General features: G+C 70.3%; 9 protein-coding genes. 1 reads left to right on the top strand and 8 read right to left on the bottom strand.

Annotated elements, in window-relative coordinates; translation table 11 throughout:
• Nucleotides 1-46: 46 nt before the first annotated feature.
• The 3 genes from pepN to ABZ016_RS14635 form a co-directional block, all read right to left on the bottom strand.
• Nucleotides 47-2,539: an aminopeptidase N gene (gene pepN / locus ABZ016_RS14645; protein ID WP_356916943.1), complete on the bottom strand. Its 2,493-nt coding sequence runs from the start codon at nucleotides 2,537-2,539 to the stop codon at nucleotides 47-49.
• A 67-nt stretch (nucleotides 2,540-2,606) separates the two neighbouring features.
• On the bottom strand, nucleotides 2,607-3,158 hold the full coding sequence (locus ABZ016_RS14640; RefSeq protein ID WP_356916942.1) for a response regulator: 552 nt from the start codon (nucleotides 3,156-3,158) through the stop codon (nucleotides 2,607-2,609).
• 142 nt (nucleotides 3,159-3,300) lie between these two features.
• Entirely contained in the window at nucleotides 3,301-3,651 is a 351-nt protein-coding gene (locus tag ABZ016_RS14635; protein WP_356916941.1) for a chorismate mutase, read from the bottom strand.
• 112 nt (nucleotides 3,652-3,763) lie between these two features.
• Between ABZ016_RS14635 and ABZ016_RS14630 the strand changes: the two genes are divergently transcribed.
• Nucleotides 3,764-4,651, top strand: coding sequence for a hypothetical protein (locus ABZ016_RS14630; RefSeq protein ID WP_356916940.1), 888 nt, complete (start codon nucleotides 3,764-3,766; stop codon nucleotides 4,649-4,651).
• A 112-nt stretch (nucleotides 4,652-4,763) separates the two neighbouring features.
• Here ABZ016_RS14630 and ABZ016_RS14625 read toward each other — a convergent pair whose 3' ends face one another.
• From ABZ016_RS14625 to ABZ016_RS14605, 5 genes are all read right to left on the bottom strand, one after another.
• Nucleotides 4,764-6,419, bottom strand: a complete 1,656-nt coding sequence (locus ABZ016_RS14625; RefSeq protein WP_356916939.1) for a cytochrome bc complex cytochrome b subunit — start codon at nucleotides 6,417-6,419, stop codon at nucleotides 4,764-4,766.
• A 74-nt stretch (nucleotides 6,420-6,493) separates the two neighbouring features.
• Complete coding sequence (locus ABZ016_RS14620) at nucleotides 6,494-7,222, bottom strand: VWA domain-containing protein (protein ID WP_356917082.1); 729 nt, start codon at nucleotides 7,220-7,222, stop codon at nucleotides 6,494-6,496.
• 344 nt (nucleotides 7,223-7,566) lie between these two features.
• Nucleotides 7,567-9,030, bottom strand: coding sequence for a glutamate synthase subunit beta (locus tag ABZ016_RS14615; RefSeq protein WP_356916938.1), 1,464 nt, complete (start codon nucleotides 9,028-9,030; stop codon nucleotides 7,567-7,569).
• The gene (gene gltB / locus ABZ016_RS14610) at nucleotides 9,023-13,630 is read right to left on the bottom strand and encodes a glutamate synthase large subunit (RefSeq protein ID WP_356917081.1); all 4,608 of its coding nucleotides are present in this window, start codon (nucleotides 13,628-13,630) and stop codon (nucleotides 9,023-9,025) included. Before gltB ends, ABZ016_RS14615 begins: the two co-directional genes overlap by 8 nt.
• A 384-nt stretch (nucleotides 13,631-14,014) precedes the next feature.
• A complete protein-coding gene (locus ABZ016_RS14605) occupies nucleotides 14,015-14,746 on the bottom strand; it encodes a VIT1/CCC1 transporter family protein (RefSeq protein WP_356916937.1) in 732 nt (243 codons plus the stop codon).
• Nucleotides 14,747-14,940 lie beyond the last annotated feature (194 nt).

The raw sequence follows: 14,940 nt of genomic DNA, 5'->3' as shown, positions 1-14,940 counted from the left end.
CGGCGGACAGGACGAGTCGCGCCGCCCACGCCCTACGTCTCCGGTCCTAGATCTCCTGCCCCTGCTGGACCCGCAACGCCCGTGCCAGGTCGTCGAGTTGGTCGATGAGCTTGCGGCGCAGCGCCGGGATCGGTCCGGCGTCGCGCAGGCACTCCTCGCCGAGCCGGAGGGTCTCCGTGTCGACGGCGTGGGCGGGGAAGGCCCAGCGTCCGGCGGCGTCGGCGACGGCGGGGCCCCGGCGGGCGGCGAGGGCGACCGCGTCCGGGTAGTAGCGCGGCACGTACGCGCGGACCAGGTCGGCCTGTTCGGGCTGCCAGAAGCCCTGGGCGGTGGCGGTGAACAGGTAGGCGGACAGGTCGTCGGAGCCGAACATCGCCTGCCAGGCGCGGGACTTGGCCTCCGGGTCGGGCAGGGCGGCCCGGCAGCGGGCGGCGCCCTCCTGGCCGGTGGCGCTCGGGTCGCGTTCCAGTTCGGCGGCGATGGCGGCCTCGTCGGTGGCGCCGAGGACGGCGAGCCGTCCGAGGACGCGCCAGCGCAGCTCGGGATCGAGCTCCGGGCCGCCCGGGACGGTGCCGTCGGCGAGCCAGGCGGCGATGGTGTCGGGGTGGGCGGCGACGTCGATGCGGTGGCGTACGGCGATGAGGCGCAGGCCGGGATTGTCGCCGTCCTCGGTGCGGCGGATGAGGTCGCGGCACAGCTCGGAGAGGGTGGCGAGCGCGGCGGGCCGTTCCGCCGGTGTGACGTAGCGGTCGGCGAGGTACGTGGACGCGAAGGCGAGCACGCCCTGGACGATGGCGAGGTCCGTCTCCAGCGGGAGATGGGCCCGGGCGGTCTCCAGGTAGGCGGCCGGCGCCAGTTCGCCGTCCCGGACGGCGTCCCGCAGGGCGTTCCAGACGACGGCGCGGGTGAGGGGTTCGGGCAGGCCGGACAGTTCCTTGCGGACGGTCTCGAAGGACTCGGGGTCGAAGCGGACCTTGGCGTAGCTGAGGTCGCCGTCGTTGAGGAGGAGCAGTGCCGGGCGCTTGCCGATGGGGTGGGCGCCGGTCTGCGGCAGGTCCAGGTCGAGGCGTTCGCGCAGGACGAGCTGCCCGCCGTCGTCGCCGAGGTCACGGTCGTAGAGGCCGGCGGCGATGCGGTGGGGGCGGCTGCCGGTGCGTTCGACGGTGAGGGCGCAGGTGCCGTGTTCGCCGGGTGCGAGGTGTGGGGCGAGGGTGTCGACGCCGGTGGTGCGCAGCCAGGCGTCGGCCCAGGCGTGCACGTCGCGGTCGGTGGCGCCGGCGAGGTTGTCGATGAAGTCGGCGAGGGTGGCGTTGCCGAACTTGTGCCGGGCGAAGTGGGCGTTGATGCCGGCGAGGAAGTCCTTCTCGCCGAGCCAGGCGACCAGTTGCCGCAGCGCGCTCGCGCCCTTGGCGTAGGAGATGCCGTCGAAGTTGAGCAGGGCGGAGGCGGTGTCGTCGACCGCCTCGGGTGCGACGGGGTGGGTGGAGGGGCGCTGGTCGGCGTCGTAGCCCCACGCCTTGCGGTTGACGCCGAAGTCGGTCCAGGTGTCGCTGAAGCGGGTCGCCTCGGTGAGGGTCTGGTAGCCCATGTACTCGGCGAAGGACTCGTTCAGCCAGATGTCGTCCCACCACTTGAGGGTGACGAGGTCGCCGAACCACATGTGGGCCATCTCGTGGGCGACGACCATGGCGCGGGTCTGCCGCTCGGTGTCGGTGACGGCGGAGCGGTAGACGAACTCGTCGCGGAAGGTGACCAGTCCGGGGTTCTCCATGGCGCCCGCGTTGAACTCGGGGACGAAGGCCTGGTCGTAGGAGTCGAAGGGGTAGGGCTCGTCGAACTTCTCGTGGTAGCGGTCGAAGCAGGCGCGGGTGATGTCGAGGAGTTCGTCGGCGTCGTCGTCGAGGTAGGGGGCGAGGGAGCGGCGGCAGTGCAGGCCGAAGGGGAGGCCGCGGTGCTCGGTGCGCACCGAGTGCCAGGGGCCGGCGGCGACGGCGACGAGGTAGGTGGAGATCAGCGGGGTGGGTGCCGCCGTCCATACGCCGTCGGTGAGCGTGGTGACGCCGTTGGAGAGGACGGTCCAGCTTTCGGGGGCTGTGACGGACAGGTCGAAGACGGCTTTGAGGTCGGGCTGGTCGAAGGCGGCGAAGACGCGCTGGACGTCCTCCATGAACAGCTGGGTGTAGACGTAGGTCTCGCCGTCGGTGGGGTCGGTGAAGCGGTGCATGCCCTCGCCGGTGCGGGAGTAGCGCATGCGGGCGTCGACGCGGAGTTCGTGTTCGCCGGCGGTGAGGTTCCGCAGGGGCAGCCGGTTGCCGTCCAGGGTGTCCGGGTCGAGGGGTTGTCCGTCGAGGGTGGCGGAGCGCAGTTCGGCGGGCTTGAGCTCGACGAAGGTGTCGCCGTCCGTGCGGGCACCGAACCTGATCAGAGTGCGGGAGTCGAAGGTCTCGTCCCCGGTGGTCAGATCGAGTTCGATCGTGTAGCGGTGGACGTCGAGGAGCTCTGCTCGGGTCTGCGCTTCGTCGCGCGTCAGTACGGACATGCGTGCCATGCTGCCTGATGGCACCGGCAAGGCACAGAGGCGGATCGGTTCGAGCCCGATGTCCGGTCTACGAGTGGTCTTTTTCGAGCTCCCCGGCGTGCGCCCCCAGGGGGCGTTGGGGCGGCACACGCGTGTCGGGACGGTGCGGAGCGGGGCGCGGCGGGCGTGCCGCGGCCTCGGTGGCCTCACCGACGGCGGCGCGCAGCCTGTGCACCTCCCGCTCCAGGGCGAGATGGCGCAGGTGGGCGTCGAAGAGGTAGCGGACCTTGGTGCGCAGGGCCCAGGGGTCGACGGGTTTCATGACGAGGTCGGCGACGCCCAGGCCGAAGGCGGCGGTGGTCAGTTCGTGGTCGGCGCCGAAACCGGTGAGCAGGATCACCGGGATGTGCTGGGTCTGTTCGACGCGGCGCATGTAGCGCACGACCTCGAGGCCGCTCACGCCGGGCATGCGCACGTCCAGCACGAGCAGACCGACCTGGCCGCGGAGCACCTGCTTGAGCGCCTCGTCGCCGCTGGTGGCCCGGCCGAGCCGATAGCCCAGCGGGGCCAGGGCGCTCTCCAGCGCGTACAGCGTGTCCTCGTGGTCGTCGACGATGAGGATCCTGGTATCCGACGGCATGGCCCGACGCCCCTCCCTCGTGGAGGACCAGAGTAAGTCCGGGACGCTGACGCGCAGTGCTCGTCAGCTGACATGCTGTGCTCAGCGCAGCATGCCCGGCGCCGGCCGCCGTGTCACTCCCCCGGGGAAGGGTCGTCCGGGGTCAGTTGCCGCCGGAGGCGGTGCCGCCCAGCGCCTCGTCGGCGATGCGCTCGTGGTGGCGGATGACCTCGGCGACGATGAAGTTCAGGAACTTCTCCGCGAAGGCCGGGTCCAGTTTGGCGTTCTCGGCGAGGGCGCGCAGCCGGGCGATCTGGCGGGCCTCACGGGCCGGGTCGGCGGGCGGCAGCTGGTGTTCGGCCTTGAGGTGGCCGACCTGCTGGGTGCACTTGAAGCGCTCGGCGAGCATGTGGACGACGGCGGCGTCGATGTTGTCGATGCTGTCGCGCAGGCGGGCGAGTTCCTCGCGGACGGCGGGGTCCACGTCGCCCGTGCCGGTGTTGCTGGTGGTCATGGGGCGTCAGCCTACGGGGCGGACGCCCGGCGTCCGCAGGTCGTCTCACTCCTCGGAGCTGCTCGGGTTTCGTACAGTGGAACCGGGTTCAGGGGCGTCTTGGGGGTGAGGCGTGGCGAACGACGGGCCGGTCGAGCACGGCTACCCGCATCTGGAGACGGTGCGGGCCGCCATCACGGCGCTGTACAAGCGGCTGTCGTACGACACGATCCGGACGTTCGCGACCAGTGTGCTCCCGGCAGACGTGGCGTTCTGCGACACGGACGACCTGTATCTGGGGGCGCAGCGGGTGGCGCACGAGCTGGTGCGGCACTACCGGCTGCCGGACGCCCGGCTGATCGTGAGCTTCCGGGAGATGCGGCACGCGGCGAACGTCGAGCTCGCGGCCGGGCCGGAGTACTTCGTGGAGCTGAACGACCGGTTCCGTACGCATCGCCGGGACATCGGGGCGGCCCTCGCCCACGAGGTGATGCACGTGTACCTGCACCGCCTGGACCTCTCCTTCACCGGCGTCCGGGACAACGAGATCCTCACGGACACGGCGACGACGTACCTGGGCGCGGGCTGGCTGCTGCTGGACGCGTACCGGGAGGACGGGGCGTCGTCGCAGAAGCTGGGGTATCTCACGCCGGAGGAGTTCGGGTACGTACTGGCCAAGCGTGCGCTGCTCTTCGGGGAGGACCCGTCGGTGTGGTTCACCAGTGCGCAGGCGTACACGGCGTACGTCAAGGGCATGGCGCTGGCGCGCCGTGACGGGCAGGAGCCGCCGCTGACGGCGGCGGGGTGGGCGGGGCGGCGGCGCTACGCCCGGGACCGGCGGCACGCGCCGGCCGGGCCGCCGCAGGAGGGCGTGCGGTACCGGTTCTCCCCCGACGGGGACGGGCGGCTGCGTGTTTCGTTTCCCTGTCCGACCTGTCACCAGCGGATCAGGGTGCCGGTGCGGGGCAGGGTCCGGGCGCGGTGCGCCTTGTGCGGGAGCGTGCTGGAGTGCGACACGTGAGCGGCTGATGTGCCCTCGGCGGCCCCGTCGGGCTGCCGTGTTCCCGGTGGTCCTCTCGGCCTGCCGTGACCTCGACGGAACCCCTCGGCCTGCCGCGCCCCCGGCGGCTCCGTCAGTGCCGGTGATCGCCGCCGGTGATCTGCCGGTACTCCTCCACCGTCGGTTTCTCGATCCGCGCGTCGGGCCCGAACATGGCCTTGGCCAGCCGGGCGCGCAGCCGCTCGGACCGCTTGACCTTGCGTCGCACGCCGCCCGCGTCGACCTCGGGTCCCGTCTCGTACGGCGGGTTCTGCTCGTGCTGGGTGAGGGTGAACAGCTCGGACTGGGGGAGCGGCTCGTGCGCCTCGGTGTACTCGCCGGTCGGCATCCGTCTGATGGTGCCGGTCTCCCTGCCGTGCAGCACCTTGGCGCGGTCGCGGCGCTGGAGGCCCATGCAGATCTTCTTCGTGACGACGAAGGCGGCGATCGGCAGCAGGAACGCGCCGATCCGCACGAACCACGTGATCACGTTGATGGACAGGTGCAGATGCGTGGCCACGATGTCGTTGCCGCCGCCGATCAGCAGCACCGCGTACAGGGTCAGCCAGGCCACGCCCAGGCCGGTGCGGACGGGCGCGTTGCGCGGCCGGTCCAGGATGTGGTGCTCGCGTCTGTCGCCGGTGATCCACGCCTCGACGAAGGGGTAGACGCCGAGGGCGAGCAGGACCAGCGGGAACAGCGAGAAGGGGATGAACACGCCGAGCACCAGGGTGTGCCCCCAGAGGTTGATCTCCCATCCCGGCATCACCCGGATCAGCCCCTCGGAGAAGCCCAGGTACCAGTCGGGCTGGGCACCCGTGGTCACCACGTCGGGGCGGTAAGGGCCGAAGGCCCACACGGGGTTGATCTGGGCGAGCGCGCCCATGACCGTCAGGACCCCGAAGACGAGGAAGAAGAAGCCGCCCGCCTTGGCCATGTAGACCGGCAGGAAGGGCATCCCGACGACCGACCGTTCCTTGCGTCCGGGGCCCGGGAACTGGGTGTGCTTGTGGTAGAAGACCAGGATCAGATGGACGGTCACCAGGGCCAGCATGATCCCGGGCAGCAGCAGGATGTGGACGGGGTACAGCCGCGAGACGATGTCGTGCCCCGGGAACTCGCCGCCGAAGAGGAAGAACGACAGGTACGTCCCGACGATCGGGATCGACAGGATCGCGCCCTGCGCGAAGCGGATGCCGGTGCCGGAGAGCAGGTCGTCGGGGAGGGAGTAGCCGGTCAGGCCGGTGATGATGCCGAGCATCAGCAAGGTCCAGCCGAATACCCAGTTGAGCTCGCGCGGCTTGCGGAAGGCGCCCGTGAAGAACACCCGCATCATGTGCACCAGCATGCCGGTGATGAAGACCAGCGCCGCCCAGTGGTGGATCTGCCGGATCAGCAGCCCGCCGCGCACGTCGAAGCTGATGTCCAGGGTCGACTCGAACGCCTTGGACATGGGCACGCCGTTGAGCCGTGTGTAGGAGCCGTGGTAGACGACCTCCTGCATGCTCGGTTCGAAGAACAGGGTGAGGTAGACGCCGGTGAGGATCAGGACGACGAAGCTGTAGAGGGTGACCTCGCCCAGCATGAAGGACCAGTGGTCCGGGAAGACCTTGCGCATGTTGGCCCTGGCCAGCGCGTACAGGCCGAGCCGGCCGTCCGCCCAGTCCGCGAGCCTCTCGCCCTTGCCGGCGGGTGGACTCCTGTGCGCGGAGCCCGTCCCGTACACCGGTCGAGCGCCGTCGTCGCCCATACGTCGTCGCCTCCCGTGGGATCCATCCCAGCGTGGCACGGCATGGCGGGGGCGCAAACGGGGCGTGAAGCGGCCTAAGCCGACGGTCGCACGATCCCCTGGGCCCGTGCGGCCGCCAGCCACGTCGGGAACTCGCCCACCAGCCGGTCGTACAGCTCGGCGTCCGGGACCCCGCGTGGATCCTCGCCCGCGTGGAAGAACCCGGCGTTGTCCACGACCCGCTTCTCCGGTACGGCCAGTTCGTCGAGCTTGCGCAGGAAGTCGAACTGCTTGCTGCCGGGGTCGCCGAAGCCGATGAACTGCCAGAACAGGGGGAGCTTCGCCGCCTTGCACAGGTACCGCTCCGCGGCGAGCTTGCTGACGGGCCCGCCGTCGGTCTGGAACACGACCAGGGCGGGATCTACGGACCCGCTGTCCAGGTAGTGGTCGATGACGGCGTCCATCGCCAGGTGGTAGCTGGTCCTGCCCATGTGCCCGAGCCCGGCGACGATCCGGTCGATCCGCCCCTGGTGGTCGGCCAGGGCGATCTCGGTCTCGGCGTCGACGTCGGTGGAGAAGAACACGACCGGGACCGTGCCGTCGTCGTCCAGGTGGGCCGACAGCCCCAGCACCCGGTCGGCCAGCGCCTGGACACTGCCGTCCTGGAAGTACGGCCTCATCGAGCCGGAGTAGTCGACCACGAGGTAGACCGCGGCCCGCAGCCCGTCCAGTCCGTGCTCGGTGAGGGACACTCCGGCGCTCTTGTAGAGGTCCACCAGCGCGGGAGCGGTCTCCTGCACCTTGCTCAGACTGATCGCGGCCATGGCCCCCACCCTCTCACCCCTAGGCGACCACTCCGTCGCCCCGTTCCAGCACCCGGTCGGCCGGGCCGAGGAGTTGCGGGTCGTGATGGCGACGAGGGCCGTGACGCCCTCGCTGCGGACCACGGCGCGCAGCAGTTCCATCACCGCCAGTCCGGTGCCGACGTCGAGCCGACCGGCGAGCTGGACTCGGCGACGGGGCAGCACAGGAACGGGAACGGCTGAGGGCGGGACGGGAAACGGCTGCGGACGTGCGACGGCGCCTGCCCGTTCGTCCGGTCGGGGACAAGGGGCAGGCGCCATCTGTGTTCCGCACGCCTTTGTGCGGGACGTTCCTTGGGTGCGCGTCAGACCATCAGCGCACGGTCCGTCGGCCGGATCGGTGCCGGCAGCTCGCTCGCGCCCGCGAGGTGGCGGTCCACCCCGCGCGCCGCCGAGCGGCCCTCCGCGATCGCCCACACGATGAGCGACTGGCCGCGGCCGGCGTCACCGGCGACGAACACGCCCGGCACGTTGGTCTGGAAGTCGGCGTCGCGGGCGATGTTGCCGCGCTCGTCGAGCTCCAGGCCGAACTGGTCGACCAGGCCGTTGTCGCGGTCGGTGCCGGTGAAGCCCATGGCGAGGGTGACCAGCTGGGCGGGGATCTTGCGCTCCGAGCCCGGCTTCGGGGTCAGCTTGCCGTCGATGAACTCCACCTCGGTGAGGTGCAGCCACTGGACGTTGCCGTCCTCGTCGCCCTCGAAGTGCGTCGTCGACACGGCGTAGACGCGCTCGCCGCCCTCCTCGTGGGCCGAGGTGACCTTGTAGAGCATGGGGAAGGTCGGCCAGGGCTGGTTGACCGGGTGCCGCTCCTCGCCCGGACGGGGCATGATCTCCAGCTGCGTGACGGAGGCCGCGCCCTGGCGGTGGGCGGTGCCCACGCAGTCCGCGCCGGTGTCGCCGCCGCCGATGACCACGACGTGCTTGCCCTCGGCCGAGATCGGGGGCGCCACGAAGTCGCCCTCCTGGACCTTGTTGGCCAGCGGCAGGTACTCCATGGCCTGGTAGATGCCCTGGAGCTCGCGGCCGGGCACCGGCAGGTCACGGGCCGTGGTCGCGCCGACGGCCAGGACGACCGCGTCGTAGCGCTTCTTCAGGTCCGTGGCCTTGAGGTCGCGGCCGATCTCGATGCCCGTGCGGAAGCGGGTGCCCTCCGCGCGCATCTGCTCGATACGGCGGTTGATGTGCCGCTTCTCCATCTTGAACTCGGGGATGCCGTACCGGAGGAGGCCTCCGATGCGGTCCGCGCGCTCGTAGACGGCGACGGTGTGACCGGCGCGGGTCAGCTGCTGGGCGGCGGCCAGACCGGCCGGGCCCGAGCCGACGACCGCGACCGTCTTGCCGGACAGGCGCTCGGGAATCTGCGGGGCGACGTCCCCGGTCTCCCACGCCTTGTCGATGATCGAGACCTCGACGTTCTTGATGGTGACGGCCGGCTGGTTGATGCCGAGCACACACGCCGACTCACAGGGAGCGGGGCACAGGCGGCCCGTGAACTCCGGGAAGTTGTTCGTCGCGTGCAGGCGCTCCGACGCGGCCGCCCAGTCCTCGCGGTAGGCGTAGTCGTTCCACTCGGGGATCAGGTTCCCGAGCGGGCAGCCGTTGTGACAGAACGGGATGCCGCAGTCCATGCAGCGGCTGGCCTGCTTGCTGATGATCGGCAGCAGGGAGCCGGGGACGTAGACCTCGTTCCAGTCCTTGACGCGCTCCTCGACGGGGCGGGACTTGGCGACCTCGCGCCCGTGGTTCAGGAAGCCCTTCGGGTCAGCCATTGATCGCCGCCTCCATCATCTTCTCGTGGGTCTCGGTCTCGGAGAGACCGGCTCGCTCGGCGGCGTCCTTGGCGGCGAGCACTGCCTTGTACGTGCTGGGGATGATCCTGCTGAAGCGCTCGACGGCGGTGTCCCACTCGGCCAGGAGCTTCTCGGCGACGGTGGAACCCGTCTCCTCCTGGTGGCGGCGGACCACGTCGTGCAGCCACTGCTTGTCGGTGTCGTCCAGGGGCTCGACGGCGTCCACGTTGCCGGCGTTGACGTTGTCCCGGTCGAGGTCGATGACGTACGCGATACCGCCGGACATGCCGGCCGCGAAGTTGCGGCCCGTCTCGCCGAGCACCACCGCGTGACCGCCGGTCATGTACTCGCAGCCGTGGTCGCCCACGCCCTCGGAGACGACCGTCGCGCCGGAGTTGCGGACGCAGAACCGCTCGCCGGTCTTGCCGCGCAGGAACATCTCGCCGCCGGTGGCGCCGTAGGCGAGGGTGTTGCCCGCGATGACGCTGTACTCGGCGAGGTGGTCGGCCGCGCGGTCCGGGCGGACCACGATCCGGCCGCCGGAGAGGCCCTTGCCGACGTAGTCGTTGGCGTCGCCCTCCAGACGCAGCGTCACACCGCGCGGCACGAAGGCGCCGAAGGACTGGCCCGCGGAGCCGGTGAAGGTGATGTCGATGGTGTCGTCGGGCAGGCCCGCGCCACCGAACTTCTTCGTCACCTCGTGGCCGAGCATGGTGCCGACGGTGCGGTTGATGTTGCGGATCTGCACCTGGGCGCGGACCGGCTGAGCCTCGGTGGCGTCCGAGGCGGCCAGGGCGTCGGCCGCCAGCTTGATCAGCTGGTTGTCGAGCGCCTTCTCCAGGCCGTGGTCCTGGGCGATCAGCTGGTGGCGGACCGCGCCCTCGGGCAGCTCGGGCACGTGGAACAGCGGCTCCAGGTCCAGGCCCTGCGCCTTCCAGTGGTCGACGGCCCGCGTGACGTCGAGGGTCTCGGCGTGGCCGACGGCCTCCTCGATGGAGCGGAAGCCCAGCTCGGCGAGGATCTCGCGGACCTCTTCGGCGATGTACTGGAAGAAGTTCACGACGTACTCGGCCTTGCCGTTGTAGCGCTCGCGCAGGACCGGGTTCTGCGTGGCGATGCCGACCGGGCAGGTGTCCAGGTGGCAGACGCGCATCATGACGCAGCCGGAGACGACGAGCGGAGCGGTCGCGAAGCCGAACTCCTCGGCGCCGAGCAGCGCGGCGATGACCACGTCACGGCCGGTCTTCAGCTGGCCGTCGGTCTGCACGACGATGCGGTCGCGCAGGCCGTTGAGCAGCAGCGTCTGCTGGGTCTCGGCCAGGCCGAGCTCCCAGGGGCCGCCCGCGTGCTTCAGCGAGGTGAGCGGGGAGGCGCCCGTGCCGCCGTCGTGGCCGGAGATGAGCACCACGTCCGCGTGGGCCTTGGACACACCGGCCGCGACCGTGCCGACGCCGACCTCGGAGACCAGCTTCACGTGAATCCGCGCCTGCGGGTTCGCGTTCTTCAGGTCGTGGATCAGCTGGGCCAGGTCCTCGATCGAGTAGATGTCGTGGTGCGGGGGCGGCGAGATGAGGCCGACGCCCGGCGTCGAGTGACGCGTCTTGGCGACCCACGGGTAGACCTTGTGGCCGGGCAGCTGGCCGCCCTCACCGGGCTTGGCGCCCTGGGCCATCTTGATCTGGATGTCGTCGGAGTTGACCAGGTACTCGGAGGTCACACCGAAGCGGCCGGAGGCGACCTGCTTGATGGACGACCGGCGGGCCGGGTCGTACAGGCGCTCCGGGTCCTCGCCGCCCTCACCGGTGTTGGACTTGCCGCCCAGCTGGTTCATGGCGATGGCGAGGGTCTCGTGCGCCTCCTGGGAGATGGAGCCGTACGACATGGCGCCCGTGGAGAACCGCTTGACGATCTCGGAGACCGGCTCGACCTCGTCGATGGAGATCGGCTGCCGGTCCGACTTGAAGCCGAACAGGCCGCGGAGCGTCATCAGGCGCTCGGACTGCTCGTTCACCCGCTCGGTGTACTTCTTGAAGATGTCGTAGCGGCCGGAGCGCGTGGAGTGCTGGAGGCGGAAGACCGTCTCGGGGTCGAACAGGTGCGGCTCGCCCTCGCGGCGCCACTGGTACTCGCCGCCTATCTCCAGGGCGCGGTGCGCCGGGGCGATGCCGGAGGCCGGGTAGGCCTTGGCGTGCCGGGCGGCGACCTCCTTGGCGACGACGTCGATGCCGACGCCGCCGATCTTGGTGGCGGTGCCGTTGAAGTACTTCTCGACGAAGGTCTCGTCGAGACCGACGGCCTCGAAGACCTGGGCGCCGCGGTAGGAGGCGACGGTCGAGATGCCCATCTTGGACATGACCTTCAGCACGCCCTTGCCGAGGGCGTAGATGAGGTTGCGGATGGCCTTCTCGGGCTCGATGCCGGGCAGGAAGGTACCGGCGCGGACCAGGTCCTCGACGGACTCCATCGCCAGGTACGGGTTGACGGCGGCGGCGCCGTAGCCGATGAGCAGGGCGACGTGGTGGACCTCGCGGACGTCACCGGCCTCGACCAGCAGGCCCACCTGGGTGCGCTGCTTGGTGCGGATGAGGTGGTGGTGGACGGCCGCGGTGAGCAGCAGCGACGGGATCGGCGCGTGCTCGGCGTCCGAGTGGCGGTCCGACAGGACGATCAGGCGGGCGCCGTTCTCGATGGCGGCGTCGGCCTCGGCGCAGATCTCCTCGATGCGGGCGGCCAGCGTGTCACCGCCGCCGTGCACCCGGTACAGGCCGGACAGGGTCGCGGCCTTGAAGCCGGGCATGTCGCCGTCGGCGTTGATGTGGATGAGCTTGGCCAGCTCGTCGTTGTCGATCACCGGGAAGGGCAGCACGACGCTGCGGCAGGAGGCCGCGTTCGGGTCGAGGAGGTTGCCCTGCGGGCCCAGCGCCGAGCGCAGCGAGGTGACGAGCTCCTCGCGGATGGCGTCCAGCGGCGGGTTGGTGACCTGCGCGAACAGCTGGGTGAAGTAGTCGAAGAGCAGCCGCGGGCGGTCCGACAGGGCGGCGATGGGCGAGTCGGTGCCCATCGAGCCGATCGGCTCGGCACCGGCCTTGGCCATCGGCGCGAGGAGGACGCGCAGCTCCTCCTCGGTGTAGCCGAAGGTCTGCTGGCGGCGGGTGACCGAGGCGTGGGTGTGGACGATGTGCTCGCGCTCGGGCAGGTCGCCCAGCTCGATCTCGCCGGCCTCCAGCCACTCCCCGTACGGGTTTTCGGCGGCGAGCTCGGCCTTGATCTCGTCGTCCTCGATGATGCGGTGCTCGACGGTGTCGACGAGGAACATGCGGCCGGGCTGCAGGCGGCCCTTGCGGACGACCTTGGCCGGGTCGATGTCCAGAACGCCGACCTCGGAGCCGAGGACGACGAGGCCGTCGTCGGTGACCCAGTAGCGGCCGGGGCGCAGACCGTTGCGGTCGAGGACGGCGCCGACCTGCTTGCCGTCGGTGAAGGTGACACAGGCCGGGCCGTCCCAGGGCTCCATCATCGTGGAGTGGTACTGGTAGAAGGCGCGCCGGGCCGGGTCCATGGAGTCGTGGTTCTCCCACGCCTCCGGGATCATCATCAGCACGGAGTGCGGCAGGGAACGGCCGCCCAGGTGCAGGAGCTCCAGGACCTCGTCGAAGGAGGCGGAGTCGGAGGCGTCCGGCGTACAGACCGGGAAGATGCGCTCCAGCTCCTTCTCGGAGGAGCCGAAGAGGTCCGAGACCAGCTGCGACTCGCGCGCCCGCATCCAGTTGCGGTTGCCCATGACCGTGTTGATCTCGCCGTTGTGCGCGACGAAGCGGTACGGGTGGGCCAGCGGCCAGGACGGGAACGTGTTGGTGGAGAACCGGGAGTGCACGAGCGCGATCGCGGAGGCGAAGCGGCGGTCGGACAGGTCCGGGAAGAAGGGCTCCAGCTGGCCGGTGGTCAGCATGCCCTTGTAGACGATCGTCCGGGCGGACAGCGACGGGAAGTAGACGCCGGCCTCGCGCTCGGCGCGCTTGCGCAGCACGAAGGCCTTGCGGTCGAGGTCGATGCCCGTGGCGGGAACGGCCGCACCGTCGCTGACGAAGAGCTGGCGGAAGACCGGCATGGTCGACCGGGCGGTGGCACCCAGCAGCTGGGGCGCGACCGGGACCTCACGCCAGCCGAGGACGGTGAGGCCTTCGTCGGCCGCGATCGTCTCGATCCGGGAGACCGCCTCGGCGGTGGAGTCCTCCGGCAGGAAGGCGATGCCGACGGCGTAGCCACCGGCCTCGGGCAGTTCGAATCCGGCCACGTCACGGAAGAAGGCGTCCGGGACCTGCGACAGGATGCCGGCGCCGTCGCCGGAGTCGGGCTCGGAGCCGGTGGCACCGCGGTGTTCGAGGTTGCGCAGGACGGTCAGAGCCTGTTCAACCAGGGTGTGGGACGCCTCGCCGGTGAGGGTGGCGACGAAGCCGACGCCGCAGGCGTCGTGCTCGTTGCGGGGGTCGTACATACCCTGCGCAGCAGGGCGAGCATCCATGAACGACCAGTTCTGGCCATTCGCGGAATGCTGGGACGGCTGGCGCGGCGTACGCATCGGCTCTCCCGTCGTCGTCATGTGGCATATGCAAAGTGCCGAGGGACGACGCTGGCCCTCGCGTGATCGCAAAATTTCGAGCAGGTTACATGATGGAGCGGTTCTCGGAAACCGGGATAATCCGTTCCAGCATGCGGACACCGGAGGTTCGCGGCGGGGGTTCCGCACCGACGGTGGAAGCTATGGGGACCAGTACGGAACGACCGGGTGAGATCGAAGCCCGACGGGCCCGAGGGCAGGGCGGGCGTCTTCGCCCACCCCGCTGGGGGGGTACGTGGCGGGCCTCGTTGCCCGCAGCGCTTACGGCTCATGCCCGGTGGTTGCGCAGTCGAAACCAGCGAGTAACGGCTACTTATGCGGCCCCACGCATAAGTGCAAGCCGAGCTATCCTACGGCCGTTCCGAACAAGGTGCCCAGGGCGTACGTCACACCGGCCGCCGCGCCACCGAGGAACAGCTGCCGCAGCCCGCTGTACCACCAGGTGCGTGCCGTCACCCTGGCCACCACCGCGCCGCACAGGAAGAGCCCGAGCAGTGCGAGCAGCACGGCCGGCACCAGGCTGCTCGCCCCCAGCAGGTACGGCAGCACGGGGATCAGGGCGCCCAGCGCGAAGGAGCCGAAGCTCGACACCGCGGCCACGGTGGGCGAGGGCAGGTCGCCGGGGTCGATACCCAGCTCCTCCCGGGCATGGATCTCCAGCGCCTGCTCGGGATCCTTGGACAGCTGGCGGGCGACTTCGTCGGCCAGCTTCGGCTCGACCCCTCTCGACCGGTAGAGCGCGGCGAGCTCGGCCTCCTCGTCCTTCGGGTGCTTGCGCAGCTCACGCCGTTCCACGTCCAGCTCGGCCTGGACGAGCTCGCGCTGCGAGGCGACGGAGGTGTACTCACCGGCGGCCATGGAGAAGGCGCCGGCGGCCAGGCCCGCGAGTCCGCTGAGGACGACGGTCTGCTGACTGACCGCGCCGCCCGCGACACCGGTCATCAGAGCCAGGTTGGAGACGAGGCCGTCCATCGCGCCGAACACCGCGGGGCGCAGCCAGCCACCGTTCACGTCCCGGTGGGTGTGGTTGTCCCGGTGCGCCTCGTGCAGCGTCGCCTCGGTTTCGATGATGGCCATGGAAGATCCCCGATCCCTTCCCCGGAAAGGCTGATTTGGACGAGTTCCAAACTTTTACAACACCCAAAGTACGCCCTGAATTCCGGTCTCACCAGCAAGGAAAGGCTGGGCTAACCTGGGGTTTTACCCCTCATCGCTCATTTGATGACAGTGACGCACAGATGTCGACCGGGTGATGCTGCGGTCGGGAAGGC

Source organism: Streptomyces sp. NPDC006372 (assembly GCF_040612515.1).
Classification (GTDB): Bacteria; Actinomycetota; Actinomycetes; order Streptomycetales; family Streptomycetaceae; genus Streptomyces.
This window is presented reverse-complemented; position numbering and strand designations above follow the sequence as displayed.

Coding starts and splice junctions, on each gene's coding strand:
- ABZ016_RS14640 (WP_356916942.1), bottom strand. CDS start 3,158: ATGCCGTCGGATACCAGGATCCTCATCGTCGACGACCACGAGGACACG.
- ABZ016_RS14615 (WP_356916938.1), bottom strand. CDS start 9,030: ATGGCTGACCCGAAGGGCTTCCTGAACCACGGGCGCGAGGTCGCCAAG.
- ABZ016_RS14605 (WP_356916937.1), bottom strand. CDS start 14,746: ATGGCCATCATCGAAACCGAGGCGACGCTGCACGAGGCGCACCGGGAC.
- ABZ016_RS14620 (WP_356917082.1), bottom strand. CDS start 7,222: ATGGCCGCGATCAGTCTGAGCAAGGTGCAGGAGACCGCTCCCGCGCTG.
- gltB (WP_356917081.1), bottom strand. CDS start 13,630: ATGCGTACGCCGCGCCAGCCGTCCCAGCATTCCGCGAATGGCCAGAAC.
- ABZ016_RS14625 (WP_356916939.1), bottom strand. CDS start 6,419: ATGGGCGACGACGGCGCTCGACCGGTGTACGGGACGGGCTCCGCGCAC.
- ABZ016_RS14635 (WP_356916941.1), bottom strand. CDS start 3,651: ATGACCACCAGCAACACCGGCACGGGCGACGTGGACCCCGCCGTCCGC.
- pepN (WP_356916943.1), bottom strand. CDS start 2,539: ATGTCCGTACTGACGCGCGACGAAGCGCAGACCCGAGCAGAGCTCCTC.